The 26,900-nt window shown below is 73.2% G+C and carries 21 protein-coding genes and 3 pseudogenes; 11 read left to right on the top strand and 13 right to left on the bottom strand.

Annotation, left to right across the window (positions count from 1 at the left end; translation table 11 throughout):
* Window positions 1-141: 141 nt before the first annotated feature.
* Window positions 142-1,575, top strand: coding sequence for an RsmB/NOP family class I SAM-dependent RNA methyltransferase (locus EAO77_RS26575; RefSeq protein WP_147990787.1), 1,434 nt, complete (start codon window positions 142-144; stop codon window positions 1,573-1,575).
* Between the two features lie 333 nt (window positions 1,576-1,908).
* Here the strand turns inward: EAO77_RS26575 and EAO77_RS26580 are convergent, their stop codons facing one another.
* The 6 genes and pseudogenes from EAO77_RS26580 to EAO77_RS26605 all read right to left on the bottom strand — a co-directional run bounded on the left by EAO77_RS26580 (window position 1,909) and on the right by EAO77_RS26605 (window position 7,494).
* Window positions 1,909-2,877 carry an SUKH-3 domain-containing protein gene (locus tag EAO77_RS26580; RefSeq protein WP_147990788.1) on the bottom strand — a complete coding sequence of 323 codons (969 nt, stop codon included), beginning with the start codon at window positions 2,875-2,877 and terminating at the stop codon, window positions 1,909-1,911.
* Complete coding sequence (locus tag EAO77_RS26585) at window positions 2,874-3,263, bottom strand: YwqJ-related putative deaminase (RefSeq protein ID WP_147990789.1); 390 nt, start codon at window positions 3,261-3,263, stop codon at window positions 2,874-2,876. Before EAO77_RS26585 ends, EAO77_RS26580 begins: the two co-directional genes overlap by 4 nt.
* On the bottom strand, window positions 3,256-3,744 hold the full coding sequence (locus tag EAO77_RS26590) for an SUKH-3 domain-containing protein (protein WP_147990790.1): 489 nt from the start codon (window positions 3,742-3,744) through the stop codon (window positions 3,256-3,258). The genes EAO77_RS26585 and EAO77_RS26590 overlap by 8 nt, the downstream gene beginning before the upstream one ends.
* Before the next feature lie 36 nt (window positions 3,745-3,780).
* The gene (locus tag EAO77_RS26595; RefSeq protein WP_187283408.1) at window positions 3,781-4,524 is read right to left on the bottom strand and encodes a YwqJ-related putative deaminase; all 744 of its coding nucleotides are present in this window, start codon (window positions 4,522-4,524) and stop codon (window positions 3,781-3,783) included.
* 17 nt (window positions 4,525-4,541) lie between these two features.
* Window positions 4,542-5,069, bottom strand: a pseudogene (locus EAO77_RS40410) (type IV secretion protein Rhs); the annotation flags it as partial.
* A gap of 220 nt (window positions 5,070-5,289) precedes the next feature.
* On the bottom strand, window positions 5,290-7,494 hold the full coding sequence (locus EAO77_RS26605) for an MMPL family transporter (protein ID WP_147990792.1): 2,205 nt from the start codon (window positions 7,492-7,494) through the stop codon (window positions 5,290-5,292).
* 194 nt (window positions 7,495-7,688) lie between these two features.
* Between EAO77_RS26605 and rpe the strand changes: the two genes are divergently transcribed.
* The 4 genes and pseudogenes from rpe to EAO77_RS26625 all read left to right on the top strand — a co-directional run.
* Window positions 7,689-8,375, top strand: coding sequence for a ribulose-phosphate 3-epimerase (gene rpe / locus EAO77_RS26610; RefSeq protein WP_147990793.1), 687 nt, complete (start codon window positions 7,689-7,691; stop codon window positions 8,373-8,375).
* A 105-nt stretch (window positions 8,376-8,480) separates the two neighbouring features.
* Window positions 8,481-9,521, top strand: a complete 1,041-nt coding sequence (locus EAO77_RS26615; protein WP_147990794.1) for a sugar-binding transcriptional regulator — start codon at window positions 8,481-8,483, stop codon at window positions 9,519-9,521.
* Between the two features lie 259 nt (window positions 9,522-9,780).
* The gene (locus EAO77_RS26620; RefSeq protein ID WP_187283410.1) at window positions 9,781-11,223 is read left to right on the top strand and encodes a GuaB1 family IMP dehydrogenase-related protein; all 1,443 of its coding nucleotides are present in this window, start codon (window positions 9,781-9,783) and stop codon (window positions 11,221-11,223) included.
* Between the two features lie 201 nt (window positions 11,224-11,424).
* Window positions 11,425-12,291, top strand: a pseudogene (locus tag EAO77_RS26625) (RNA polymerase sigma factor SigF); the annotation flags it as partial.
* A gap of 30 nt (window positions 12,292-12,321) precedes the next feature.
* Here the strand turns inward: EAO77_RS26625 and EAO77_RS26630 are convergent.
* Both EAO77_RS26630 and EAO77_RS26635 read right to left on the bottom strand, forming a co-directional pair.
* Window positions 12,322-12,474 (bottom strand): annotated as a pseudogene (locus EAO77_RS26630) (RNA polymerase sigma factor SigF); the annotation flags it as partial.
* Between the two features lie 130 nt (window positions 12,475-12,604).
* Window positions 12,605-13,006 (bottom strand): ATP-binding protein, encoded by a 402-nt coding sequence (locus EAO77_RS26635; protein WP_147990795.1) that lies wholly within the window; start codon window positions 13,004-13,006, stop codon window positions 12,605-12,607.
* Window positions 13,007-13,340: 334 nt separating this feature from the next.
* Between EAO77_RS26635 and EAO77_RS26640 the strand changes: the two genes are divergently transcribed.
* Both EAO77_RS26640 and EAO77_RS26645 read left to right on the top strand, forming a co-directional pair.
* Window positions 13,341-14,813 carry an amino acid transporter gene (locus EAO77_RS26640; protein WP_147990796.1) on the top strand — a complete coding sequence of 491 codons (1,473 nt, stop codon included), beginning with the start codon at window positions 13,341-13,343 and terminating at the stop codon, window positions 14,811-14,813.
* Window positions 14,814-14,823: 10 nt separating this feature from the next.
* Window positions 14,824-15,279, top strand: a complete 456-nt coding sequence (locus EAO77_RS26645) for an Lrp/AsnC family transcriptional regulator (protein WP_147990797.1) — start codon at window positions 14,824-14,826, stop codon at window positions 15,277-15,279.
* A gap of 196 nt (window positions 15,280-15,475) precedes the next feature.
* On the opposite strand, the gene EAO77_RS26650 is transcribed toward EAO77_RS26645, so the two are convergent.
* Window positions 15,476-16,039 (bottom strand): Repetin, encoded by a 564-nt coding sequence (locus EAO77_RS26650; RefSeq protein ID WP_147990798.1) that lies wholly within the window; start codon window positions 16,037-16,039, stop codon window positions 15,476-15,478.
* A 311-nt stretch (window positions 16,040-16,350) separates the two neighbouring features.
* Here EAO77_RS26650 and EAO77_RS26655 point away from each other — a divergent pair, with 311 nt between their 5' ends.
* Together EAO77_RS26655 and EAO77_RS26660 are read left to right on the top strand one after the other, a co-directional pair.
* Entirely contained in the window at window positions 16,351-17,148 is a 798-nt protein-coding gene (locus EAO77_RS26655; protein ID WP_147990799.1) for a carbon-nitrogen hydrolase family protein, read from the top strand.
* Between the two features lie 50 nt (window positions 17,149-17,198).
* Window positions 17,199-18,890, top strand: coding sequence for a flavin monoamine oxidase family protein (locus EAO77_RS26660; protein ID WP_147990800.1), 1,692 nt, complete (start codon window positions 17,199-17,201; stop codon window positions 18,888-18,890).
* A gap of 34 nt (window positions 18,891-18,924) precedes the next feature.
* Here EAO77_RS26660 and EAO77_RS26665 read toward each other — a convergent pair whose 3' ends face one another.
* Together EAO77_RS26665 and EAO77_RS26670 are read right to left on the bottom strand one after the other, a co-directional pair.
* Window positions 18,925-19,692, bottom strand: a complete 768-nt coding sequence (locus tag EAO77_RS26665) for a DUF5995 family protein (RefSeq protein WP_222723693.1) — start codon at window positions 19,690-19,692, stop codon at window positions 18,925-18,927.
* 232 nt (window positions 19,693-19,924) lie between these two features.
* A complete protein-coding gene (locus EAO77_RS26670) occupies window positions 19,925-21,319 on the bottom strand; it encodes a uracil-xanthine permease family protein (RefSeq protein WP_147990801.1) in 1,395 nt (464 codons plus the stop codon).
* A gap of 172 nt (window positions 21,320-21,491) precedes the next feature.
* Between EAO77_RS26670 and EAO77_RS26675 the strand changes: the two genes are divergently transcribed.
* The gene (locus tag EAO77_RS26675; RefSeq protein WP_147990802.1) at window positions 21,492-21,953 is read left to right on the top strand and encodes an acyl-CoA thioesterase; all 462 of its coding nucleotides are present in this window, start codon (window positions 21,492-21,494) and stop codon (window positions 21,951-21,953) included.
* Here the strand turns inward: EAO77_RS26675 and EAO77_RS26680 are convergent.
* Window positions 21,913-23,133: an MFS transporter gene (locus tag EAO77_RS26680; RefSeq protein WP_147990803.1), complete on the bottom strand. Its 1,221-nt coding sequence runs from the start codon at window positions 23,131-23,133 to the stop codon at window positions 21,913-21,915. The two genes, EAO77_RS26675 and EAO77_RS26680, sit on opposite strands and share 41 nt — an antisense overlap.
* Window positions 23,134-23,254: 121 nt before the next feature.
* Here EAO77_RS26680 and EAO77_RS26685 point away from each other — a divergent pair, with 121 nt between their 5' ends.
* On the top strand, window positions 23,255-24,454 hold the full coding sequence (locus tag EAO77_RS26685) for an ROK family transcriptional regulator (RefSeq protein ID WP_147990804.1): 1,200 nt from the start codon (window positions 23,255-23,257) through the stop codon (window positions 24,452-24,454).
* Between the two features lie 67 nt (window positions 24,455-24,521).
* On the opposite strand, the gene EAO77_RS26690 is transcribed toward EAO77_RS26685, so the two are convergent.
* Entirely contained in the window at window positions 24,522-26,864 is a 2,343-nt protein-coding gene (locus tag EAO77_RS26690) for a chitinase C-terminal domain-containing protein (protein WP_147990805.1), read from the bottom strand.
* Window positions 26,865-26,900: the final 36 nt, after the last annotated feature.

The following is a 26,900-nucleotide window of genomic DNA, read 5'->3' on the forward strand; positions in this document are numbered from 1 at the left end:
CGGCGCGCGGCGTGCGCATCGGCGCCGCGGAGAAGCTCGCCGCCGGACGCCCGGCCCGTCCGGCGGCCGGTCCCGTCGCGGGCGGGCGGCGCGCCGGACGTAGGGTGGGAGTGATCAGCCCTCACGAACGCGGAGCACCTTTTGAGCGAGCAGTCCCGTCGCCGTTCCCCCAAGCCGTACCGCAAGCCCCGGAAGGACCCCGTGCGGATCCTCGCCTTCGAGGCGCTGCGGGCCGTCGACGAACGGGGCGCGTACGCGAACCTCGTCCTGCCGCCGCTGCTCAAGAAGGCCCGGGAGAACGGCGACTTCGACGGCCGGGACGCGGCGCTCGCCACCGAACTCGTCTACGGCACCCTGCGCCGCCAGGGCACCTACGACGCGATCATCGCCGCCTGCATCGACCGCCCGCTGCGCGAGGTGGACCCGCCGGTCCTCGACGTCCTCGCCCTCGGCGCGCACCAGCTGCTCGGCACCCGCATCCCCACCCACGCGGCGGTCTCCGCCAGCGTCGAGCTCGCCCGGGTGGTCCTCGGCGACGGCCGGGCCAAGTTCGTCAACGCCGTGCTGCGCAAGATCTCCCAGGACGAACTCGACACCTGGGTGCAGCGCGTCGCGCCCCCGTACGAGGACGACGCCGAGGACCACCTCGCCGTCGTCCACTCCCACCCGCGGTGGATCGTCTCGGCGCTCTGGGACGCGCTCGGCGGCGGCCGCGCGGGGATCGAGGACCTGCTGGAGGCGGACAACGAGCGCCCCGAGGTCACCCTCGTCGCCCGCCCGGGCCGTGCCACGCCCGGCGAGCTGGTGGACCTGCTCGGCGAGGAGTCCGTGCTGCCGGGCCGCTGGTCGCCGTACGCGGTGCGCCTCGCCGAGGGCGGTGAGCCCGGTGCGATCGAGGCCGTCCGGGAAGGCCGTGCGGGCGTGCAGGACGAGGGCAGCCAGCTGGTGGCGCTGGCCCTGGCGGCGGCGCCCCTCGAAGGTCCCGACCGGCGCTGGCTGGACGGCTGCGCCGGCCCCGGCGGCAAGGCGGCGCTGCTCGCCGCACTGGCCGCGGAGCGGGGCGCCGCACTGCTCGCCTCGGAGAAGCAGCCGCACCGCGCCCGGCTGGTGGGACGGGCACTGGCGGGCAACCCCGGCCCCTACCAGGTCGTCGCAGCCGACGGCACCCGCCCGCCGTGGCGGGAGGGCGTCTTCGACCGGGTGCTCGTCGACGTTCCCTGCTCCGGCCTGGGCGCGCTCCGCCGCCGCCCCGAGGCCCGCTGGCGGCGCCGGCCCGAGGACCTCGACGGCTTCGCCCCGCTCCAGCGCGGGCTGCTGCGCGAGGCGATGCGGGCGGTGCGCGTCGGCGGCGTCGTGGGGTACGCGACGTGCTCCCCGCATCTCGCGGAGACCCGGGTCGTCGTGGACGACGTGCTGCGCGGGCGCGGCGGACCGGCGGTGTCCGCCGAGTGGATCGACGCCCGGCCGCTGATGCCCGGGGTCCCGGCGCTCGGCGACGGCCCCGATGTGCAGCTGTGGCCGCATCTGCACGGCACCGACGCGATGTACCTCGCGCTGCTCCGCCGCACCGCCTGAGCGCGCGGGCCCGCCCGTCGGCGGCCTTCCGCGGGGATGCGCTGTGGGGCCGCGCCGGGGCGTCACGCGCCGGGGTCCTCGGGGCGCGCCGCCGAGGCGCGGGACCGCCCGCGGATGCTTCGCGGGGTGGAGTCCGGGCGTCACGCGCCGGGGTCCTCGGGGTGCGTGGCCGAGGACCGGGACCGCCTGCGGATGCTTCGCGGGGGCCGCGCCGGGGCGTCACGTGCCGGGGCGCGGCACGGTCGTGGGGGCGGGCTGCGGCGCCCGCGGCGGCCGGCTCCGGGCGGAGGAGGCGCTCCGCCCTGCCGGTGAGGCGTCCGGCGGCGGTGGCGTTCAGGCCGGGGCGTGGGCCGCGCCGGCGGCCGTCTGCGCGCCCGTGTAGCGGGTCAGGTCGCGGACGCAGGCGCGGACGAGGCCGTCGGCCCGTCCGTGGACCGTGCCGGGGCCCGCCAGCAGGGAGAGCTCCGCCGCCGCGGGCGCCACCGCCGAGTGGCCGACGCGCACGGAACAGCGCACCGAGGAGTACGGGGCCCCGGTACCCCGGGGCGCGCTCGCGGTCAGGGTCAGCGCGCAGCCCTGCACGGGCACGCCCCCGGCGTCGAGCAGCTCCCGCATCCCGGCCGTCAGCGGGGTGGCGATCTCCTGAAGGGAGCCGGCCGGCAGGGGCACCGAGCCGGACAGGACCTCGGCGCCGATCCCGCGCAGGGACGTGGCCGTCAGGCCCAGCTTCCGCGCGCCGTAGAGCTGCCGGTGGTGCAGGACGTAGACACCGGCCAGCGCCGTGCGCACCGCGTTCTCCAGCGCGTCCTCGTGGGTGGCGGGTGCCTCCCACACCCATCGGCGGGGCACGACACGGCGCGGCGCCCGTCCCGTGGTCAGCGCACGGAGCCCGTCCGCCACCGAGTCGCCGAGCACCCACCGGCCGCCGTGGTCGACGCAGAGCAGGCCGCCCGACTCCGAGACCCCGAGCGCCCCGTCCGCGTCCGTGCGGCCGAGCGGGAAGACGTCCTCCCCGAGTTCCTCGCCGAGCGCGGCGAGGGCGCGCACCGCGTGCAGCGCCTCCGAGGGGTCGACGACGCAGCCCGTCGCCGCGACCTCGGTGCCCGCCGTGCCGGGGACGAGCGTGAGCCCGTGGAACTCCCGCAGCGCCTGACGGGCGGCGGGGAAGAGCGTCCAGCCGCGTGCGCCGGTGACGGACGGGAGGACCGCCGCCGCCGTGAGCGCCGCGGACAGGGCGCTGGCACCGGCATCCCGTCCCTCGTACCAGCCGGCGGCCGTGAGCGCGTCGGTGTGCGTGGTCATGAGCCGATGACGTCCACGCCGAGTTCGTCGAGCAGCGCGGTGCAGGACCGGCAGACGGGCGCGGGGGCGCCGTGCTCCGGATCGCCGTGCTCGCGGATCTTCCTCGCCATGAGGGCCGAGCCCGCGAAGTGCTCGCGCGCCTCGTCGAGGGAGGTGGTGCCGCCGTCCGTGCGCTGCTCGTCCAGGCCCCACAACTGGTCGGAGACGAGGGCGGATTCGGCGCAGTAGCCGATGAACGGCTCCCGCAGCCCGGGGGGCAGCGCGTCGAGGAACCCCTGCACGGCGGGGTGGAGCCGGGGGGACTCGTCCCCGGTCAGATTGGTGTGGCTGACGATCGTCCCCTGGACGATCAGGGAGGCGGCCACGCCCGGCACGAGGTCAGACAAAGTGTCCCTCCGCGTCTTCCTGGTCCCCGGTCATCAGGCTGGACAGGGCCTGGGTCTCGTCGGCCCCGAGGAAGTAGGGCCCGGTGTGGTGCAGGTAGAAGAAGCGCCCGGTGTCGTCCAGCAGCACGATGCCGTTCTCGGTCGACTCCCAGCCGACCGGGAAGAGCCGCTGCCCCAGGTTCTCCGCCAGTTCGGTGATGTCCTCGGCGTCGCCCGTGTACCCGAAGGTGGGGTTCGCCCGGAAGACGCGCTCCGGTGCCCTGGGCATGGGGAACTCCAGGCCGACGAAGGACGCCACGAAGCGGCGCACCTCGTCCCACGGCTCCAGGGGGAAGCCCTGTTCCGCGGAGCCCCGGACACGCAGGCCGATCAGTTCGCCGGCCTTCGCCGCGTTCTCCGGTTCGTCCTCCCGGCCGGCGTGCCAGCCGTGGGCCGACAGCCAGGCGTCGATCTCGCTCCGGGGGGCGGTGGGTCGTCTCATGGTGCTCCTCGCTGGGGGAATCGGTTGGTCGGACGGTCAGCTGTGCAGACCGACTCCCAGGGCGTCCATCACCGGCCCGCAACTGCGGCAGGGCGGGAGGTAGCCGCCGTGCGCCACCTTGTTGCCGTCGTTGTCGAACTGTTCGCCGATGGCCACGGTGTGGATCTTGCTTCCGGCCAGTGCGTCGCGGGCGTCGTCGAGGCTCGATATGTCCCGGGTGCGCCCGAGTTCGTGCAACCGGTCGGAGACCAAGGATACTTCCGCGCACCTCCCGTGCCCTCGGCCGAGGGGGGTGCCGTCGCGGTCGGACCGCGCCTGCACGTCGTCGTACAGCTCCTTCAACGACGGATGGGTGTCCGGGTACGCCTGTCCGTGGCGCCCCTGCGAGCTGGTGTGGGAGGTGATGACGTCGCCGTGGGACAGCGACCCCGCGCAGCCCGACCGGATGCGGTCCTTGCCCTCGGGGGTCTGTCCGGTCGCCTTCTGGGCGTCGTCGGCGAGCTGGCGTGCCTCGGTCTCCAGCAGCCGCATGCGCTCCGGCTCGTCGAGCCCGGAGACGTCCAGGGCGTCGCGCCGGTGGTGGCGCATCCGCCCGGCGCTCCTGCCGTGCCAGTCCGGCTGCGGCTGCATCGGGCGCCCGCCGCCGTTGCCGCCCCTCCGCCACCGGAGCGCATGCGGCTGCTGGAGACCGAGGCACGCCGAGCCGGAGCGCATGCGGCTGCTGGAGACCGAGGCACGCCAGCTCGCCGACGACGCCCAGACGCTCTCCAGTGCCGCCACCGCGGGCTGGGTGAGCCGCTCTCCAGTGCCGCCACCGCGGGCTGGGTGAGCACGGCGACGATCTCGGAGACGGCGGCCTCCGCCATCTCCTTGAGGATCTTCTTGAACGCGATCCGCGTCGCGACGATCTTCCCGCCCGCCAGCAGCGCGGTGAGTCCGGCGGTGAAGGGAGCCGCCGCCAGCGCGATGCCCACCGTCGCGCACAGGTCGGCCAGTTCGCCGACCGCGGCGATCTTGCGCGCCACGATGATGTCCGCGACCCGGTCCAGCGCCCCGGCGATGATCCGCGCCGCGCCCGCCAGGTCCTTGTTCTTCTTCTGCACCTTCTGCCAGTGCTTGTCCAGCGCCGTCAGCGACTCGCTCTGCCCCGTCGACAGCAGCCGCTGGATGTGGCCGTGCGCCGAGCCCGCGTCGTCGTCCGCGTCGTCCGCGAACTCCCGCAGCGCGTCCGCCATGTCGCGGTACGCGTCCTCGTCGACGTTCGGCCACCCCACGCCCACGACGTCCAGCATCGTGTCGACGCCTTCAGGAATGGTGTACCCCATGGCCCGCCCCCGTTCTTGATCCCCCGTCAGCAGGGAACCCGGAGAGGATGCCACGCCTTCCCGGCGTCGGCCAACCGGTTCTCGCGCCGACACGGCGCGTGAACTCCCCTGCGTCTCGTGTCGATTGCCGCGAAATCCATGGCCCGCGCAGGGACTGGGCACCGATTCCACGGGGAGCACCCCGGTGCATGCGCCGCATCCGGACGCGGCGGCACCCTTGTCACAAGCCTGGTACGGACGAGCCGCGCGGGGGCGGGCCGGAGCCCGGCGAGCCGGGCGGGGTCGGGCCGGAGGCGGGGCCCGCCGGGCCGCGGGCCATCCGGTGCGGCCACCAGACCCGGTCGCCCACGTCCAGGAAGAGCGACGTCACCAGCACCGAGCGGACCACGAAGGTGTCCAGCAGCACCCCGAGCGCCACCGCGAAGCCGATCTCGGCGAACGCGACCATCGGCAGGGTCCCGAGGGCGGCGAAGGTCCCGGCGAGCACCAGGCCCGCCGAGGTGATCACCGCTCCGGTCGCGGCCAGCCCGGTGAGCACCCCCTGGCGGGTGCCGTGCACCCGCGCCTCCTCGCGGACCCGGGTCGTGAGGAAGATGTTGTAGTCGATGCCCAGGGCGACCAGGAAGACGAAGACGAACAGCGGGAAGTCGGTCGACTCCCCGGCGTAGTCGAAGACGAACCGGAACGCGAGCGCACTCATCCCGAGCGCGGCGGCGAACGACAGCACCACCGTGCCGATCAGCAGCAGCGGCGCGACCAGCGACCGCAGCAGGACCATCAGCACCAGCAGCACCACGAGCAGCACCAACGGGATGATCAGCAGATTGTCGTGCGTGGTCGCCTCGTCCATGTCCAGCAGGGCGGCGGACCCGCCGCCCACCCTGGCGTCGGCGTCCGGCACCGCGTGCACCGCGTCCCGGACCCGCTCGACGGTGTCCCGCGCCGCCTGGCTGTCCGCCGGATCCGTCAGCGTCGCCTCGAACAGCACCCGCCCCTCGTGCAGCGGCGCCGTCCCGGGCGGCACCGTGAGCGAGCCCGGCACGACCCCCTCCGTGCGCGCCACCGCCGCGCCGGCCTCCCGCGCCCGCCCGGCGTCGGCGACGACCACCAGCGGATCTCCGCTCCCCGCCGGGAAGTACCGGGCCTGGACCTCCTGCCCGGTGATCGAGTCGGGCTTCCCGGTGAACGCGTCGGCGTTGTCGATGCCCTCGGCCCGCAGCTGGGTCAGACCCAGCGCGAGGACGGCGAGGGCGAGAGCGGTCCCGGTCCACACCGCCCGGGGCCGGCGGGCGATCCGGGCGCCGGTGCGCGCCCACACACCTCGTTCGGTCGGCTCGGGCGATCCGGTGTGCGGGATCACCGGCCAGAAGACCCAGCGCCCGAAGAGCACCAGCAGGGCCGGGAACAGCGTCAGCATCGCGACCAGGGCCACCCCGACGCCGATCGCGGCGACGGGGCCCAGGCCGCGGGTCGAGTTCATCTCGGCCACCAGCAGCACCAGCATCCCGAGCACCACCGTGGCTCCGCTCGCGAGCACGGCGGGCCCGGCCCGGTGCAGGGCCTGGGCCATCGCCTCGTGCCGGTCCTCGTGCCGGCGCAGCTCCTCGCGGTAGCGGGCGACGAGAAGCAGGGCGTAGTCCGTGCCCGCGCCGAAGACGAGCACGGTCAGGATGCCGGCGCTCTGCCCGTTGACGGTCAGGCCGGTGTGGGTCGCCAGCGCATAGATCACCGCCTGCGCGGCGAACAGCGCGCCGATCACCGCGAACACCGGCACCAGCAGCAGGGTGGGGCTGCGGTAGGTGATCAGCAGCGCCACCACGACGACGCCGAGCGCGGCGAGCAGAAGTGTCGAGTCGATGCCCTCGAACGCCTCGGAGAAGTCCGCCGACGTGCCGCCGGGCCCGGTGATGTGCACCGCGAGGCCCGCCGCACCCGTGCCGGTGATCTCCCGGAGCGAGTCGACGGCCGGACCGATCCGCTCCCAGCCCTTCTCGTCCATGGTGATCGGCACGTAGAGCTGGGCCGCGCGCGGGTCGCCGGGCCGGTCGAGGACGGGACCGCGCGTCTCGTCGCCGCGCAGCCCGTGGTCGTCGAGCAGGCGGATCCGTGCGGCGTCCTCGGCGATCCGCGCCCGGTCGGCGGGGGTCAGGCCGCCGTCCCGCGCCCAGACCACGACCGCCGGGATCACCTCGGGGCGGAATCCCTCGGCCTCGTGGAGGACTTGCGTCGACTCCGCACTGCCGGGCAGCCAGGACGAGGCGTCGTTGTCCTGGGCGTCACCGAGCTTCTGGGCCAGCGGGAAGGCCAGCAGGATCACCGCGATCCAGACGATCAGCACGACCCATTTGCTGCGCGGCCCGCAGACGAGGTGCGCCACGCCCCTGCGCGACGGGGGCTGCGGGGTGCCGTGCGGTGCGTCCGTCATGCCGCTCCCAGGGCCCGCGGCCGGGCGCGTGCCCCGGCGCCGCACCCGGAGGGCGGCGGCACCGGCGGGGGACGTGCCGACGGCCGGTCGAATGGCCGGTATTGCGGTGAGCTGTCGGGAACCGAGCGGCCCTGGTCCGTACCGGATACCGTCCCGGGGAGGGGAAGTGGCCCGGAACGTGGCAGGCTTGGCACATGGCCGTTCAGATCAGTCCCAGTATCCTCTCCGCAGACTTCTCGCGCCTGGCGGAGGAGGCGAAGGCCGTCGAGGGTGCCGACTGGCTCCATGTCGACGTGATGGACAATCACTTCGTGCCCAACCTGACCCTGGGCGTGCCGGTCGTCGAGTCGCTGGCCCGGGCCACGGACACCCCGCTGGACTGCCATCTGATGATCGAGAACCCCGACCACTGGGCGCCGCGGTACGTCGAGGCGGGCGCCGGCTCCGTCACCTTCCACGCCGAGGCCGCCGCCGCCCCCGTGCGGCTCGCCCGCGAGATCCGGGCCAAGGGCGCGCGGGCGTCGATGGCGCTCAAGCCCGCCACCCCGATCGAGCCGTACGAGGACCTGCTGTCCGAGCTCGACATGCTGCTGATCATGACCGTGGAGCCCGGATTCGGCGGCCAGGCGTTCCTGGACATCATGCTGCCGAAGATCCGGCGCACCCGGGAGCTGATCTCCAAGCACGGACTGGAGCTCTGGCTGCAGGTCGACGGGGGAGTGTCGGCCTCCACCATCGAGCGGTGCGCGGAGGCGGGCGCCGATGTCTTCGTGGCCGGCTCGGCGGTCTACACCGCGGACGACCCGGCGGCCGCCGTGCGGATGCTGCGCGACCAGGCGGCCGCGGTGACCGCGTCGGCGCCCTGGGCCTGCGCCCACTGACGCCGGGGCCCCGGCGGCTGTGCTTGTTCAACCGATGTTGGCCCGGCAGGGCTGATCAAGGACCGGACCATCTGACAGGATGGCGGGTCCGGGGAGTGTGTGCATGTGTACAGCAGTGAGGAGATCGCGGTGACTGCTAGGCCGGCGGGACGGTCCGCCCTGCGGATGGGACCCGCTGAGCTGGTGCAGGCGGCGGCCATGGCCCGCCGCTTCTACCTGGAGGGCAAGTCCAAGATCCAGATCGCGGAGGAGTTCGGCGTCAGCCGCTTCAAGGTCGCGAGAGTCCTGGAGACCGCGCTGGAGCGCGATCTCGTGCGCATCGAGATCCGGGTGCCCGCCGAGCTGGACGCCGAGCGCTCCGACGCGCTGCGCGCCCACTTCGGCCTGCGGCACGCGGTCGTCGTCGAGTCCCCGGCGGACGCCGACGAGTCGCCCGACCCGGAGAACCTCGGCGAGGTGGCGGCCGACCTGCTGGGCGAGCTGGTGGCGGAAGGCGACGTCCTCGGCCTGGCCTGGGGGCGCTCGACCATCCACATGGCGGCCGCGCTGGACCGGCTGCCGCCCTGCACGGTCGTCCAGCTCACCGGTGTGTACGACGCCGGCACCGCGGAGCGCGGCTCGGTCGAGGCGGTCCGGCGGGCGGCGCAGGTCTCGGGCGGCGAGGCCCACCCCATCTACGCGCCGATGCTGCTGCCGGACCCGGCCACGGCCGCCGCGCTGCGGCACCAGACGGGGATCGCGCGGGCCTTCGAATACTTCGACAAGGTCACCGTCGCCTGCGTGTCCATCGGGTCCTGGGAGCCGGGCATCTCCACGGTGCACGACATGCTCTCCGACGAGGAGCGGGCCCACTACGCCTCGCTGGGCGTCGCGGCCGAGATGTCGGCGCACCTCTTCGACACCGACGGCCGCCGTGTCGGGCGCGATCTGGGCGAGCGCTGCATCACGGTCGAGGCCGACCGCCTGCGGCGCATCCCCGAGGTCGTGGCCATCGCCGGCGGCCAGCGCAAGGCCGAGGCCATCGGGGCGGTGCTCCGCTCCGGGCTGGTCACCAGCCTCGTGACGGACACCGCGGCTGCCGATCTGCTGCTCGCGGCCCAGCCGGGCCCGCGGCCCGCGCTGGAGCGCGCCGACCCGGACGACTGACCCGCGCGGCGACGGGCGCCGTGGGAGCGCGCCCGTGCGCCGCGGCAAGGGTCCCAGGGGCCCCTCGGTACCGGTGGTACCGAGGGGCCCCGGTGTTCACGGCGGCCGCCGTTTGGAGGATCCGCTCGGGCGCGGCCGCGGGGACTGGAGCTTTCGCCGGGGCATGACGGAGGCCCCCGCATGGGAGAATGAAGTACGTGCGTTTTCCTCCGGCTGCGTCGTCGGGGGGCCAACTCCGATCGACTGGGATGTTCAGCACGTGCGTTTTCTCAATGACCAGAAGCCGCTGTACGACCTGACGTACGACGATGTGTTCATGGTGCCGCGGCGTTCGGCCGTGGGCTCCCGACTGGGTGTGGACCTCTCGTCCCCCGACGGCACCGGCACGACCGTCCCGCTGGTGGTCGCCAACATGACGGCCATCGCCGGCCGCCGGATGGCCGAGACCGTCGCCCGCCGCGGCGGTCTCGTGGTGATCCCCCAGGACATTCCGATCGACGTGGTCACCGACGTCATCGCATGGGTCAAGTCGCGCCACCACGTGCTCGACACCCCGATCGTCCTCGCCCCCCACCAGACCGTCGCGGACGCCCTGTCCCTGCTGCCGAAGCGCGCGCACGGCGCCGGCGTCGTCGTCGACGCGGACCAGCGCCCCGTCGGCATCGTCACCGACCACGACCTCGCCGGCGTGGACCGCTTCACGCAGCTGTCCGAGGTGATGTCCCGTGACCTGCTGCTGCTCGACGCGGACATCGACCCGCGCGAGGCGTTCACCACCCTCGACAACGCCAACCGCCGCTACGCGCCCGCCGTCGACGCGGACGGCCGGCTGGCCGGTGTGCTGACCCGCAAGGGCGCGCTGCGCGCCACCCTCTACTCGCCCGCGGTCGACGCCCGGGGCAGGCTCCGCGTCGCCGCCGCGGTCGGGATCAACGGCGATGTCGCGGGCAAGGCCAAGCAGTTGCTCGACGCGGGTGTCGACACGCTCGTCGTCGACACCGCGCACGGCCACCAGGAGTCGATGATCGGCGCCGTCCGCGCCGTACGGGGTCTGGACCCCTCGGTGCCGATCGTGGCGGGCAACATCGTGGCCGCCGAAGGCGTCCGCGACCTCGTCGAGGCGGGCGCCGACATCATCAAGGTCGGTGTGGGACCGGGTGCCATGTGCACCACCCGCATGATGACCGGCGTCGGCCGCCCCCAGTTCTCCGCCGTGCTGGAGTGCGCCGCCGAGGCGAAGAAGTACGGCAAGCACGTCTGGGCCGACGGCGGCGTGCGCCACCCGCGCGACGTGGCCATGGCCCTGGCCGCCGGCGCGTCCAACGTGATGATCGGGTCCTGGTTCGCCGGCACCTACGAGTCCCCCGGCGACCTCCAGCAGGCCGCGGACGGCCGGCTCTACAAGGAGTCCTTCGGCATGGCGTCGGCCCGCGCGGTGCGCAACCGCACCAGCGAGGAGTCGTCCTACGACCGCGCCCGCAAGGCCCTGTTCGAGGAGGGCATCTCCCACTCCCGGATGTTCCTCGACCCTGCGCGGCCCGGTGTCGAGGACCTCATCGACTCGATCATCGCGGGCGTCCGTTCCTCCTGCACCTACGCGGGGGCCGGCTCGCTCGCGGAGTTCGCCGAGAACGCCGTCGTCGGCGTGCAGAGCGCCGCGGGCTACGCGGAGGGCAAGCCGCTCCACGCCAGCTGGAGCTGACGTCCCGTCCGCCACCGCCGCCCGGTCCCCCGCGGACTTCCCGCGCGGGCCGGGCGGCGGCCGTCGTGCCCCCCGCGCCGGGCGCAACGCGACGCCCCGGCGGCTGCCGGAAAAGAAATCCGAGATTCTTTGGACTTCGTCGGCATGGGAGGGTGCTTCGGGGGTAGGCGCGCCTTCGCAGTGACATCGGAGTAGGGGAGGATGAACGTGTCCACGGCGAGCGCGGTCCAGACCGAACGTACGTCTACAGTGGCGCAGCGCCCGCAGCTGGGGGAGCTCGACCTTCCGGACGTGCAGAACCCGGGGGAGGTCGCACCGAAGGACGCCCGGGAGATCTCCAAGGTCTTCTTCGCGAGGCTGAGCAGTCTCGAGGAGGGGACCCACGAGTACCAGTACGTCCGCAACACCCTCATCGAGCTCAACCTGGCGCTGGTGAAGTACGCGGCCGGCCGCTTCCGCAACCGCGCGGAACAGATGGAGGACATCGTCCAGGTCGGAACCATCGGCCTGATCAAGGCGATCGACCGCTTCGAACTCAGCCGCGAGGTCGAGTTCGCCACCTTCGCCGTCCCGTACATCGTGGGCGAGATCAAGCGCTTCTTCCGCGACACGAGCTGGGCGGTCCATGTGCCGCGCAGGCTCCAGGAGCTGCGGATCGACCTCGCCAAGGCGGTGGACGAACTCTCGCAGAAGCTCGACCACGCGCCGACCACCGCGGAGCTCGCCGAGCACCTCGGGATCGATGAGGACGAGGTCATCGAGGGCGTCGTCGCGAGCAACGGCTACACGGCCGGCTCCATCGACATGCCCATGGACGACTCGTCCGACCATGCCGCCGTGCCGCTCTCCGACCGCCTCGGCGCCCCCGACGCGGACCTGGAGATCGCGGAGAACGTGCAGGCGCTCAAGCCGATGATCGAGGGCCTCGACGAACGCGACCGCAGGATCCTCCAGATGCGGTTCGGCGACGAGATGACGCAGTCCGAGATCGGCGAGGCCCTCGGCGTCTCGCAGATGCACGTCTCCCGGCTGCTGTCCCGGATCACCGGTCGGCTGCGCGAGGGCCTCGCCGATCTCGGACTGCGTCATCTCGTCGCCGAACCGCATCTGGAGGATCCTGCGGTCGCGTTCGTCGAGGCCCTCGATCATCGGCTTGAGCGCCTGCACGTTCTCCGCGATCTCCAGGTCCGCGTCGGGGGCGCCGAGGCGGTCGGAGAGCGGCACGGCGGCATGGTCGGACGAGTCGTCCATGGGGGGCCGGGGGAGTGCTTCGGCAGGAGCCGGGCCCAGGGGGTCCGGCAGACGCCGGGTCCGGGGAGGGGTTCGGCAGAAGCCGGGGGAGAGGAAGCCGCCAGGCGCCACTAGGAAAGGTGAAGAAGGCTCAGCAGGCCGCGGGAGCCGGACGCATCCAGGCCGCCCGGACCCGCTTGCCGTGGGGCTGCGGGCTCACCTCGACGCGGCCCGCCAGCCGCTGCACCATGTGCCAGCCGAATCCGCCTCCGCCCGCGAGATCCGGCTGACGGGCGACCGGGAGCTCGGAGCTGGAGTCGTCCATCTCCACGACGAGCGTGTCCGATCCGGCGGTCAGCCGCAGACGCCACCAGCCCGCCGTGTGCCGGGCCGCGTTGGAGACGAGCTCGGAGACGACGAGCAGCACCGCATCCGGATCCGCCCACGGGCAGTGCTGGGTCAGGAAGGCGGCGGTCGCGCTGCGCGCGCCCGCGCCGCCCGTCCGCTCGGGCGGTGATTCCTGGAGCACCATGTGCTGCGGCTGAGCGTTCATCACGCGTCGTCTACCCAGCCGCCGACCGTTTATCACCGGGCCCGTCCTCCGGCGGTCCGGGGAGGGCGCCCGGGGTGCCCGGGTGGGCCCGGACGGCGTTCCCGTGCGGCCGGGCGCAATGTTTCCCCGCTTCCCGGGCCGACGCGCAATGATCGTCCGCCCATGAGCAATAATGGTGCATTACGGCCGTGACCTGCGTACTCGTAGGCTCGGGCCTCGTACCAGGAGTGGCGGTGACCGTCTGCTCGGCGGTCTGTCCCCCTGCGCGGCCCTCTCCGGCGTGCGCCGGCCGCCGTGGGTCTCCCTCACCGACCGCATCGATGAAGGAGTCCCCGTGCTGGATCACGGCGCAGCCCCGCCCGTGAGCGATCCGTCCTCAGCGCCCTCACCGGGCCAGGGGATCGGTGCGCGCCTCATGCGGCGCAAGCCCGTCGACCGGCTGGTGGCCGAGGGCGGCCAGGGCGAGGGCGGCGCGCTGCGCCGCTCGCTGTCGATGTGGCAGCTGACGATGATCAGCATCGGCGCCACTCTCGGCACCGGGATCTTCGTCGTCCTCGGCGAGGCCACCCCGCTCGCGGGCCCCGCCGTCGCCGTCTCGTTCGTGCTCGCGGGCCTCACCGCGCTGTTCTCGGCCCTGTCGTACGCGGAGCTCGCCGGGTCCATCCCGGTCTCCGGCTCGTCGTACTCGTACTCGTACGCGACCATGGGCGAGCTCGTGGCCTGGATCTGCGGCTGGTGTCTGGTCCTGGAGTACGGGGTCTCCGTCGCCGCGGTCGCGGTCGGCTGGGGCGAGTACCTGAACGAACTGCTCGACGGGACGCTCGGCGTCACCATCCCCGCCTCGGTCTCCGCCCCGCTGGGCGAGGGCGGCCTGATCAATCTGCCCGCGCTCGTGGTCGTGCTGCTCGCCATGGTGTTCCTCATGGGCGGCGCCAAGGAGAGCGCCCGCATCAACACCGTCATGGTCGCGGTGAAGATCGCGACGCTGCTGCTCTTCTGCGCCATCGGCTTCCTCGGCATCAAGGCCGGCAACTACACCCCCCTCGCCCCCCTGGGCATCACCGGCATCAGCGCCGCCGCCGCGACCCTGTTCTTCTCGTACATCGGCTTCGACGCCGCGTCGACCGCCGGTGAGGAGGCGAAGAACCCCAAGCGGGACCTGCCCCGCGCGATCATGCTGTCGCTGCTGATCGTCACCGTCCTGTACTGCCTCGTCGCGCTCGTCGCCGTGGGCGCCATGCCGTGGCAGGACTTCGAGGGCACCGAGGCCGCGCTGGCCCGGATCATGCAGGACGTCACCGGGCACAGCTTCTGGAGCGTGGTACTCGCCGCGGGCGCCGTCGTCGCCATCGCCAGCGTCGTCTTCGCGGTGCTGTACGGGCAGACCCGCATCCTCTTCGCGATGTCCCGCGACGGGCTCGTCCCGAAGGTGTTCGCCCGCGTGGACGCGCGGACGGGCGCGCCGCGGGCCAACACGGTGATCGTCTCCCTCTTCTGCGGCGCGCTGGCCGCCTTCATCCCGCTGGGGGAGCTGGCCAACGCCACCAGCATCGGCACCCTCTTCGCGTTCGCGCTGGTCAACGTGGCCGTCGTCATCCTGCGCCGCACCCGGCCGGACATGCCGCGCACCTTCCGGGTGGCGCTCTTCCCCGTGACGCCGGTGCTCGGATTCCTCTTCTGCGCCTGGATGATGGTCAGCCTGCCGGGCGTGACATGGGCGGTCTTCGGTGGCTGGATGGCCGCGGGCCTCGTGTTCTACTTCCTGTACGGCTACCGCCGCTCCCGACTGGTCTCAGCAGAGAAGTGACCCACCCGCAGTGCGACTGAACGATCTCGACGAACGCATCGTCCACGCCCTCGCCGAGGACGCCCGCCGCTCCTACGCCGACATCGGCCAGATCGTCGGGCTGTCGGCCCCGGCGGTCAAGCGCCGGGTGGACCGGCTCCGCGCGGAGGGGGCCATCACCGGATTCACCGTGCGGGTGGACCCGGCGGCGCTCGGCTGGGAGACCGAGGGGTTCGTCGAGATCTTCTGCCGGCACAACACCTCGCCCGACGACATCCGCCGCGGTCTGGAGCGCTACCCGGAGGTGGTGTCCGCGTCGACCGTCACCGGTGACGCGGACGCCCTCGTCCAAGTCTTCTCCTCCGACATGCGGCACTTCGAGCGGGTGCTGGAGCGGATCGCGGGCGAGCCGTTCGTCGAGCGCACCAAGTCGGTGCTGGTGCTCTCGCCGCTGCTGCGGCGCTTCTCCTCCGGCTCACCCGCCTGAACCGCGCGGCCTCACCGGCCGAACCGCGCGACCTCACCCGCCTGAACCGCGCGGCCTCACCGGCCGAACCGCGCGGCCTCCCCCGCCTGAACCGCGCACCCTTCCCCGCCTGCACCGCGCTGCCTCGCCCGCCCGAACAGGGCGCCGCGGCCCGCACCCGGCACACCTGCCGGGCGCGGGCCGCGCACCCTCCGAGTCAGAGCGCCGGCTTCCACGGCAGCACCCGGAAGTCGCCCGTGCCGTGCTTCACCATCTCGAACGGTGCGGAGCCCACGCACGGGGGGATGTCGCCCTGCTCGACCGGGCTGCCGGTGGACGCCCAGCTGTAGCCCAGGCGGTCCTTGCCGCCCAGGTCGTGCACGGTGATGCCCACCCGCCGGCCCTCGGCGCCCTCCAGGTCGCTCCTGGTGATCACGCCGGACACGACGGCCACCTTTCCGCCGGTGAGCAGGCAGTCCACCTCCGCCTCCGCCCAGGCGCCCTCGCCGTCGAGGTAGTGGCTGAAGCGGAAGGTGCCGGTCGCCCTGGTCGGGTCGTCGTTGTGCTCGGCCGCCAGCCGGGCGTCGAAGGTGAAGGTGATGTCGTCGCCGAGCGACCGGTACAGCTTGGCCGAGCCGGTGAGCGCCGCGGCGTCGCGCGGCGCCTTCCCGGTGGCGCCCGCCTCGCCGGAGGCGACGGCGGAGCCGGTGGCGCCGGCGGTGATCAGCAGGGCGGCGCCGATCGCGGCGATCCGGGCACGACGGGTGATGGTGCGGTTCATGAGCGGTCCTTTCCGCAGGTGAAGCGAACACGTCACACTCTTCCGGTGCGGTCGCGGCGGCACATCGCACCCCGGGCCGGTGCCCGCCTCCGCCGCGCGGCGGGCAGGGCTCCCCGCCCGGTCCGCCGGGGGTCGCAGCCGGGTACCTCTCCGGGAGGTCACGGGCCCGCGCAACGAATCGCCGGGGGCGGCTTCCACGACGCAACGGATCGGCCGCCGACGCGCAACGGACGCGCCTTGTCGTGGTGGGAGGGCGGACCGTACCGTTTTGGACGTCTCCCCTTCCCCCGTACCGTCGTCCGAGGTCACCCATGCCGCCGTTGCGCACCGCCCTGCTCCAGAGTTCCGGCGTCCCCGGTGACGTCTCCGCGAATCTGAAGGTGCTCGACGAGGCCGCGGGCCGTGCTGCCGGAGCCGGCGCCCGGCTGCTGGTGGCCCCCGAGATGTTCCTCACCGGCTACGCGATCGGCGACGATGTTCCGGTGCTCGCCGAGGCGGCCGACGGGCCCGGGGCACAGGCGGTCGCCGCCCTCGCCGTACGGCACGGCATCGCCGTCCACTACGGCTACCCGGAGCGGGCCGGCGAGCTGGTCCACAACTCCGCCCAGCTGATCGGCGCCGACGGCACCCGTCTGGCCAACTACCGCAAGACCCATCTCTTCGGCTGCTTCGAGCAGCAGTGGTTCACCCCGGGGGACCAGCCGGTCGTGCAGGCGGAGCTGGACGGCGTCCGCATCGGCCTGCTCATCTGCTACGACGTCGAGTTCCCGGAGAACGTCCGGGCCCACGCGCTCGCCGGCACGGACCTGCTGCTGGTGCCGACCGCGCAGATGCACCCGTTCCAGTTCGTCGCCGAGTCGCTCGTCCCGGTCCGCGCCTTCGAGAGCCAGATGTACATCGCGTACGTCAACCGGACCGGCAGCGAGGGCGAGTTCGAGTTCGTCGGGCTGAGCTCGCTGGCGAGCCCCGACGGCGCGGTGCGCACCCGGGCAGGCCGCGGCGAGGAACTCGTCGTGGGCGAGGTCGACCCCGCCCTGCTGGCCGCCTCGCGGGAGAACAACCCGTACCTGCGCGACCGCCGCCCCGGTCTGTACGGCTCGCTGAGCTGACCGTCCCGCTTCCCCCCGCTTCATCGTTCCGCGCAAGGAGTCCGTACCCCATGACGTCCACGGTGCCCACCACCGCCGTCCAGCACAGCGACGAGCAGCCGCCGATCACCATGTTCGGCCCGGACTTCCCGTACGCCTACGACGACTTCCTCGCCCACCCGGCGGGCATCGGGCAGATACCCGCGACCGAGCACGGCAGCGAGGTCGCGGTCATCGGCGGCGGCCTCTCCGGCATCGTCGCCGCCTACGAGCTGATGAAGATGGGCCTGAAGCCCGTCGTCTACGAGGCGGACCGGATCGGCGGCCGGCTGCGCACGGTCGGGTTCGAGGGCTGCGAGGGCGAGCTCACCGCGGAGATGGGCGCGATGCGCTTCCCGCCGTCGTCGACCGCGCTCCAGCACTACATCGACCTCGTGGGCCTGACCACCCGGCCCTTCCCCAACCCGCTGGCGCCGTCGACGCCCTCCACCGTCGTCGACCTCAAGGGCGAGTCGCACTACGCGGAGACCATCGACGACCTGCCGCAGGTCTACCGCGACGTGATGGACGCCTGGAACACCTGCCTGGAGGAGGGCGCGGACTTCTCCGACATGAACCGCGCCATGCGCGAGCGCGACGTCCCCCGCATCCGCGAGATCTGGGCGAAGCTCGTCGAGAAGCTGGACAACCAGACCTTCTACGGTTTCCTCTGCGACTCCGAGGCGTTCCGCTCCTTCCGGCACCGTGAGATCTTCGGCCAGGTCGGCTTCGGCACCGGAGGGTGGGACACCGACTTCCCGAACTCCATCCTGGAGATCCTGCGGGTCGTCTACTCCGAGGCCGACGACCACCACCGCGGCATCGTCGAGGGGAGCCAGCAGCTGCCGCTGCGCCTGTGGGAGCGGGAGCCGGCCAAGATCGTGCACTGGCCGCTCGGCACCTCGCTCTCCTCGCTCCACGGCGGCGACCCCCGTCCCGCCGTCACCCGCCTGAACCGCGCCGGCAACCGGATCACGGTGACGGACGCGGCGGGCGACATCCGCACCTACCGTGCGGCGGTCTTCACCGCGCAGTCCTGGCTGCTGCTCTCGAAGATCGCGTGCGACGACGCGCTGTTCCCCATCGACCACTGGACGGCGATGGAGCGCACCCACTACATGGAGTCCTCGAAGCTGTTCGTGCCCGTCGACCGGCCGTTCTGGCTGGACAAGGACGCGCGGACCGGCCGGGACACCATGTCGATGACGCTCACCGACCGGATGACCCGCGGCACCTATCTGCTGGACGACGGACCGGACCGCCCCGCGGTCATCTGCCTGTCGTACACCTGGTGCGACGACAGCCTGAAGTGGCTGCCGCTGTCCGCGAACGAGCGGATGGAGGTGATGCTGAAGTCCCTGGGCGAGATCTACCCGGACGTCGACATCCGCAGCCACATCATCGGCAACCCGGTCACGGTGTCGTGGGAGAACGAGCCGTACTTCATGGGTGCCTTCAAGGCCAACCTCCCGGGCCACTACCGCTACCAGCGGCGGCTGTTCACCCACTTCATGCAGGACCGGCTCCCCGAGGACAAGCGGGGCATCTTCCTGGCCGGTGACGACATCTCCTGGACGGCCGGCTGGGCCGAGGGCGCCGTGCAGACCGCCCTCAACGCCGTGTGGGGCGTGATGCACCAGTTCGGTGGCGCGACCGACCCGACCAACCCGGGCCCCGGCGACGTCTACGACGACATCGCGCCCGTCGAACTGCCGGAGGACTGACGCCCGGGGCCGGGTGGCCCCGGCCCCGCACGTCTCAGCGGCAGGGCGTGAGCAGACAGCGGCCCACCAGGCCGACTCCCGCGTCCAGCCGCTCGGCGAACTCGCCCGCCAGGCCGGGCAGTTCCCGCATGCCCCAGAGCAGCCGGGCGGCGGACCAGGCGCCCTCCCGGGCACGCTCCAGGGACCAGGCGCCCACCAGATGGGTCAGCGGATCGGCGACCTGGAGCAGGTCGGGGCCGGGCATCAGGTCCTCGCGGACGCGTTCCTCCAGCAGGACCAGCAGGTCCCCGACGCGCTCGAACCCGTCCTCCAGGGCGGGCGGCGCGCAGCCCAGCGCCCGGCAGGTGTCCACGACGGCGAGCGGCAGGTCGTAGCCGATGTGGGCGTTGATCCCGGCGAGCGCGAACTGGAGCGGCCGGACACCGGGGTGACCGCGGTACTGGAGCAGCGGCCGCCAGGAGGCGGGCGGCCGCGGGGCGTCCCCGCCGGACTCGGCCACCGCGAGGTACCGCTCGGCGAAGACCGCGCCGAGGGTGCCGGCGGCCAGGCGGTCGGGGAAGTGCCCGCCCGCCACCCGGCGGGCGAGCTCCTCGGTGACCGTGAGGTACACCCGGTTGAAGACCGCCATGCCGTCCGCGGCCGGCCAGCGCGCGTCGCAGGCCCGCATCCGCTCGGCCACGGAGCCGAGCACCGGGGCCGGCGCCGGCCCCGGCAGGCCGTCCGCCGCCGTGTCCGTGCCGCCGGTGCCGGGCGCGGCCGGGCCGCGCACCGTCCGTACCGCGAGCTGTTCCCTCTGCACCATGGAGGCAGGGTCCCAGGCGCCGGCCCGCGGACACGCTGACGGGCCGGGGCTTCCCCGAAAAGGAGGACGCCGGGGCCGCGTCGGCAGACCCGCGCCACCGGAGCGCGCCGCGCCGGGGCCCGTGGGGGCGTGCCAGGCGACGTCCGCGCCGCCGGAACACGGGTGCGCCGCGGGCGCGAACCGGCGGCCGTCCGGAGCGCGGCCCGGGGGCAGGCGCGCCGTACGGCGCGCGTCAGCGGGTGGCGTCGTCGTCGTAGGAGGAGGTGCCGGCGTCGAGCAGGGGCTCCTGCGCCGTCGCCGGCTCCTTGAGGTGGGCCGGCGCGAAGGCGCGCAGCACGTGGTAGCCGGTGATGACGACGAGCGTGCCGAGGGCGATCCCGCCCAGCTCGAAGTTGTCGGTGATCTTCAGGCTGACGCCGCCGACGCCGATGATGATGCCCGCCGCCGCGGGGACCAGGTTGAGCGGATTGCGCAGGTCCACCCCGGCGTTGATCCAGATCTGGGCGCCGAGCAGGCCGATCATGCCGTAGAGGATCACGGTGATGCCGCCCAGCACGCCGCCCGGGATCGCCGCCACGACGGCGCCGAACTTGGGGCACAGGCCGAAGAGGAGCGCGAAGCCGGCGGCGGCCCAGTAGGCGGCCGTGGAGTACACGCGGGTGGCCGCCATGACGCCGATGTTCTCGGAGTACGTCGTGTTCGGCGGCCCGCCGACGGCGGTGGACAGCATCGACGCCGCTCCGTCGGCCGCGATGGCGGTGCCCAGCTTGTCGTCGAGCGGTTCGCCGGTCATCTCGCCGACCGCCTTCACATGTCCGGCGTTCTCCGCGATCAGCGCGATGACCACGGGGAGGGCGACCAGGATCGCCGACCACTCGAAGCTCGGGGCGTGGAAGGAGGGCAGGCCGATCCAGTCGGCGTGCGCGACGCCGGAGAGGTCGAGGCGCCAGTGGTCCACGGCCTCCCCGCCCCCGGCGGGGGAGTGGATCTGCCCGAAGATCCGGTCCAGCGCCCAGGAGAGGACGTAGCCGAAGAGCAGACCGAGGAAGATCGCGACGCGTGAGAAGAAGCCGCGCAGGCACACCACGGCGAGCCCGGTGAAGAGCATGACCAGCAGAGCGGTCCACTGGTCCTGCGGCCAGTACGTGGCGGCGGTCACCGGGGCCAGGTTGAAGCCGATCAGCATGACCACCGCGCCGGTCACGACGGGCGGCATCGTCGCGTGGATGATCCGCGCGCCGAAGTGCCGCACCGCGAGTCCGGCGACGAACAGCACGGCGCCGACCACCAGGACCGCGCCGGTCACCGTGGCGCTGTCGCTGCCGGTCGCGCGGATGGTGGCGGCCACCCCGACGAAGGAGAGCGAGCAGCCGAGGTAGCTGGGGACCTTGCCGCGGGTGGCGAGCAGGAAGATCACCGTCGCCACGCCGGACATCATGATCGCGAGGTTGGGGTCGAGGCCCATCAGCACGGGCGCGACGAACGACGCACCGAACATGGCGACCACGTGCTGGGCCCCGAGACCGGCGGTTCTCGGCCACGACAGCCGCTCGTCCGGTCGTACGACGGCACCGGGGGCGGGGGTCCGCCCGTCGCCGTGCAGGGTCCAGCGCACGCCGAGATTCACGGGCCGCTCCACTTCGTGCAGTAGTCAAGGATCGGCGTCATCGTAGTGGCCCCCGGTGGAGGGACCGCCGGAGGACCTGCGTCCGGGACTTCTGAGCGACTGCTTAGGATGAATCGATTTCGGCCGACACCGGCCGGCACCACCGCTCGGCACCGCCTCTGGAGTACCACCCGTGACCACCCACGCCCCGTCCCCGTCCGCCGCCACCGCCCCCGGCGTCCTGGTCCCCGTCGAGGTCCACTTCGACGACCTCGACGCCCTGGGCCTGCTGCACAACGCCCGCTACCCGCTGCTCGTCGAGCGCGCCTGGGCGGCGTACTGGGCGGACCGCGGCTTCGGCTACGAGGGCGACTGGGCGGCGGCCGAGGACGCCTGCAACGCCGTGCGGGAACTGCGCATCGGCTACGAGCAGCCGGTCACCCGGGCCGGCGGGTACGGCGTGCACCTGTGGCTCGACCGCCTGGGCACGACCGGTCTCACCTACGGCTTCCGCTTCTGCTCCGCCGACGGCGCCACGACGTACGCCCGCGGCAGCCGCGTCCTCGTGCGTCTGGACGCGGCCACCCTGCGGCCCGCGCCGTGGAGTGCGCGCTTCAGGGACGCCGGTCGGGAACTGCTGCGTCCGCAGGGCTGACCCGCATGCTCTCCCGGCCCGCCGAACGCAGCACCCCCGCGCCGACGACCAGCCCGAGCGCCAGGACCGTGACCAGGCCGAACGACACCACCAGGCTCGTCACGTCGGCCACGGCGCCGATCGCCGACGGGGCGATCAGTCCGGAGGTGTAGGTGATGGTGGCGACACCGGCGATGGCCTGACTGGGATTCGGGCCGCTGCGCCCGGCGGCGGCGAACGCGAGCGGCACCACCACGGCCACGCCGAGCCCGATCAGCCCGAAACCGCCCATGGCGAGCGCCGGGTGGGGCGCGGCGACCACCAGCAGGCCGCCGGCCGTCGCCAGCACCCCGCCCGTGCGGACCGTGCGCACCGGTCCGAACCGGTCGACGATCCGGTCGCCCGCCAGCCGGGCGATCGCCATCATCAGGGCGAACGCGGTGGTCGACGCGGCCGCCAGGCCGGCCGACGTGTCCATCACGTCCCGCAGGTAGACGGCCGACCAGTCGAGACTGGCGCCCTCCGCGAAGACCGCGCAGAAGCCGACCGCGCCGATGACCACGGCCGAGCGCGGCGGCAGCGCGAAGCGCGGCGGCGCCTCCTCGTCCGGCGCGCTGCGCAGGTCCAGGACGCCCTGGCAGGCGATCAGCCCGAGCGCCGTCAGGGCGGCCGCGGCGAGCGCGTGGTGCAGGCGCGCGTCGGTGCCGAGGTGGGCGGCGAGCGTGCCCACGGCCGAACCGATCAGGGCGCCGGCGCTCCACATTCCGTGCAGCGAGGACATGATCGACCGGTCGAGACGGTTCTCGATCTCGACGCCCAGCGCGTTCATCGCCACGTCGGACATGCCGGCCGTCGCGCCGAAGACGAAGAGCCCCAGGCACAGGCCCGGCAGGTTCGGCGCGAGCGACGGCAGCATCAGGCTCAGCGTCCACAGGGCCAGCAGGCCGCGCAGCGCGTTGCGGGCGCCGAGGCGGTGACTGACCGCGGCGGCCAGCGGCATCGCCACGGAGGCGCCGAGCGCCGGGAACGCGAGTGCCAGCCCCAACTGGCCTGCGCCGACCCCGGCGTGGTCCTGGATCCAGGGGATCCGGGTGGCGAAGCTGCCGGTGACCGCGCCGTGGACGCAGAAGACGACGGCGACGGCGATGCGGGCCCGCTTGAGCTCGGTGAGCTTCGGCGTGGCTGCCGGTTCGCTCAGCATATGGATGTACCCCTCCCCGAGAATGTGGGACGTAAACTATCAGGAAGCCTGCCTGATAAATAGAGTCCGGGAAGAGCCGACCGCACACGGCGCACGCCGGGACGTCTGGAAGGATTCCCGCATGCCCGCATCCCCGAGCACCGCCCGGGCCATCAACGACCGCCTCGCCCTGGAGCTGCTCCAGCGGGAGGGCCCGTTGACGGCCGGACAGCTGAAGTCCATGACCGGACTCTCGCGGCCCACGGTCGCCGATCTCGTGGAGCGCCTCCAGGGGTCCGGGCTGGTGCGGGTCGTCGGCGAGGCGGGCGCCGAACGGCGCGGACCCAACGCCCGGCTCTACGGGCTCGTCGCCGACCGGGCGCATCTCGCCGCGCTCGACGTGCGCACCCGCAGCGTCACCGTCGTCGTCGCGGACCTGCTCGGCACCACGCTCGCCCGGGCCTCCCTGCCCATCGGCGGCGACACCGGCACCGAGCCCGCCGTCGAACAGGCCGCCGCGCTGCTGGAGCGCACCGTCGCCCGGGCCGGCGCCGCACGGCTGCACAGCGTCGGCATCGGCGCCCCCGGGCTGATCGACCCCGCCAGCGGCGAGCTCCGGGAGACCACCGGACTGCCCGCCTGGCACCGCAGGCTGGTGACCGCCCTCCAGGACCGGCTGCCGGCCCGGGTCCTCGTCGAGAACGAGACCAATCTGGCGGCCCTCGCCGAGCAGCGCGTCGGCGCGGCCAGCGACCGCGAGTCGTTCGCCTTCCTGTGGCTCGGGCACGGCGTCGGCGCCGGTCTCGTCCTCGACGGCCGGCTGCGCCGCGGGTCGTCAGGGGGAGCCGGCGAGATCGGCTTCCTCCCGGTGCCGGGGACCGGCGGCACGCCGTCCGCCGTCGACTGCGACGGCGGCTTCCACTCCCTGGCGGGGTCGGCCGCGGTCTGCGCGCTCGCCGAGCGGCACGGCCTGCGGCCCGGCGGGCAGGACGGCCCGGCCGCGGCCTCGGCCGCGGCCGGGGCGGTCGCGGCCGCCGTCGCCGGCGGCCACACCGCCTTCGTCGACGAACTCGCCGGCCGCCTGGCCCTCGGTGCCGCGGCGGTCGTCGCGGTGCTGGACCCCGGCTGTGTGGTCCTGGGCGGCGAGGTGGGGCACGCGGGCGGGCCGGAGCTCGCGGCGCGGGTGGAGACGAGCCTCGCCGCGATGTCCCCGCTGCGCACCGAGGTCCGGCCGGGCGGCCTCGGCGGCGACGCCGTGCTGAGGGGTGCCCTGCTGGTGGCGCAGGAGGCGGCCCAGGACGACCTCTTCGCGGACACGGCACAGCCCGGGCCCGGTGGGTGACGCAGGTGCGTCACCCACCGGGCCCGGGCTGTGGCGGGCGGCGCCGACGGCGCCGCCCGCGGGTGGGTCAGCAGGCTCCCAGGTCCTGCCACACCCCCCACTCACCGGTCTTCCCGGGCTCCTCGCCCGTCGTCCACCACTTGGACTTCCAGCTGTGCCCGGCGTGGGAGACGGTCGTGCCGCCGCCGTACTGGCTCGACGCCGACCAGGCCGGAGCGGTGCAGGTGCCCCCGCCGCCGGTGCCCCCGGTCTCGCCCGGCGAGGGTGACGGCGACGGCGTGCCGCCGCCCGTGCCCGGCTCGACGAGGGTCGTGCCGCGCGCCAGGTCGCCCTCGATCGCGTACGTCTTCCCGCCGATTGCCACCGTCCAGTTGGAGGGGGTCGACACCGGCAGGTAGTAGTTGAACGACAGGTCGACACTCGCGCCGGGCGCCAGGGACTGCCACGCCGGCAGTTTCAGGGAGACCCGGTGGAAGTCGCCCTTGAGGCCGCCCACGTTGCCGCCGGTGTGGTCGCTGCTGATGACCTTGGTGCCGAAGCCGGACTGGTCCGAGGCGTTGGCCGGCGCGGCCGTGGCGTAGTCGAACCGGAACTCGGTGCCGCCCGGCAGCGCCGTCCGGGTGTTGTTGGTGATCCGCAGCTTGGGCGTGATCGGGTAGTTGGAGTCGCCGAGCTTGAAGTCGGTGAACTCCACGTCCACGTCGACCGCTTCGGTCGGCAGGGCCGTGTTCGACTTCTTGGCGCCGTAGGGGGCGGCGGAGCGGAACCGGTCGTACATCAGCGAGGTGAGCGTGTCACCGGTCTCGTACTGGCCCTTGGCCGCGTTCCACGCGTAGTCGCCGGCGAGTTCCCAGATCATGGTGCCGCCGATGCCGCGGTCCACCACGTAGTCCGCCTTGGTGCCCACGGACTGCTCGTCCTCGGTGGAGAGGAAGACCTTCTTCTCGGCGTTCCACAGCCACGGCGCCACCAGAGTGGAGTCGTACTTGCGGGCGTAGGTGCCCGTCAGACGGGTGCCGGCCGGGAACCCGTACTGCGTGACGTAGTCGCCGACGATCCCCTTCTCCAGGTTCTTGGCGTGCCACATCGGGTTCGAGCCCGCGGGGGACTCGACGCCGTTGTCGTCCTTGTCGTGCCAGAGGTTGTCGATGCCGACCGCGCCGTCACCGCACTTGGTCAGGCCGGACCCGGCCGGGCAGGAGGTGGCGGCCGCCTTGCCCCACAGGCCGTCGGTGCCGCCCTGGACGTTCTTGTGACCGCGGGTGTAGTACGGCAGGCCGATGTTGATGCGGCCGGCCGGCATGGAGCCCCGGAAGTAGTGGTACGCCCAGTCGGTGTTGAGGTAGCCGATGCCCCCGTACTGCGCGCTGCCGTAGACGTTGGCCGCCGCCAGCTCGGCGTCCCTGCCGTCGTCGAAGAGGCTGGCGTTCGGGCCGGCGTACTCGTTCCAGGCGCCGTGCAGGTCGTAGGACATGATGTTGACGTAGTCCAGGTACTTCTGGACCTGGAACGTCTCCATGCCGCGCAGCAGGTAGCCGGAGGAGGGGGCGGCGACGGTGAGCATGTAGTGCCTGCCGTCCGCGGCGCCCGCGCGGTCGAGCTTCTCCCGCAGGGTCTTCATCAGGGCCGCGTAGCCCTTGTTGAGCCCGGCGCGGCGGGCGTTGGAGACGGGGAAGTCGGACGGGTGGCCGGCGTCCCTCATCGACGTCGGGTACTCGTAGTCGATGTCGACGCCGTTGAAGCCGTACTTCTTGACGAACGCCACCGCCGAGTCGGCGAAGGTGTCGATGCCGGCCTGGTTCACCGATCCGTCGGCGTTGGTGGCCATCGTGTAGAAGCCGCCGGAGGCGACCCGGCTGCCGTTCTCGTCGAAGTAGCCGCCGGTCTCCGCCCAGCCGCCGACCGAGATCAGCGTCTTCACGTCCGGGTGCTGCTTCTTGAACTTGTTGAGCAGGTTGAAATGCCCCTTGTAGGGGAGCGACGGGTCCATCTCGGCGCCCGCGACGCCCGGCCAGGTCATGCCCGTGGCGGCGTTGTCCGGGCCGTCGGCGCCTACCGAGAGCTTGTTGGCCGCGTCGATGTGGCCGAAGGCGTAGTTGATGTGGGTGATCTTGTCCCACGGGATGTCGGACGCGAGATACGCGGGCTGCCCGTTCTTCCCGGTCCGCCAGCTCGTGAAGTAGCCGATGATGCGGCGCTGGTGGTCGGCGCCCATCTTCTCGCGGCCGTTCTCGTCGTAGACGGAGCAGTAGGGGACGTCGACGCCGGGGGTGGCGTACAGGCCGTCGGGGCGACAGGAGCTGTTGTCGGCGGCGTGGGAGACGCCTGCCGAGAGCGATCCCGCGAGCAGCGCGGCGACGGCGGCGCCGGCCGCGAGCAGCGAGGCTCTCAGAGGGGTGGGGGACTGCACGGTCAGTTCCTCCTGATGGGGATCCCCGGCGGCCCC

Origin of the sequence: Streptomyces sp. T39, from assembly GCF_008042045.1 — a bacterium.
In the GTDB taxonomy this organism is placed as follows: Bacteria; Actinomycetota; Actinomycetes; order Streptomycetales; family Streptomycetaceae; genus Streptomyces.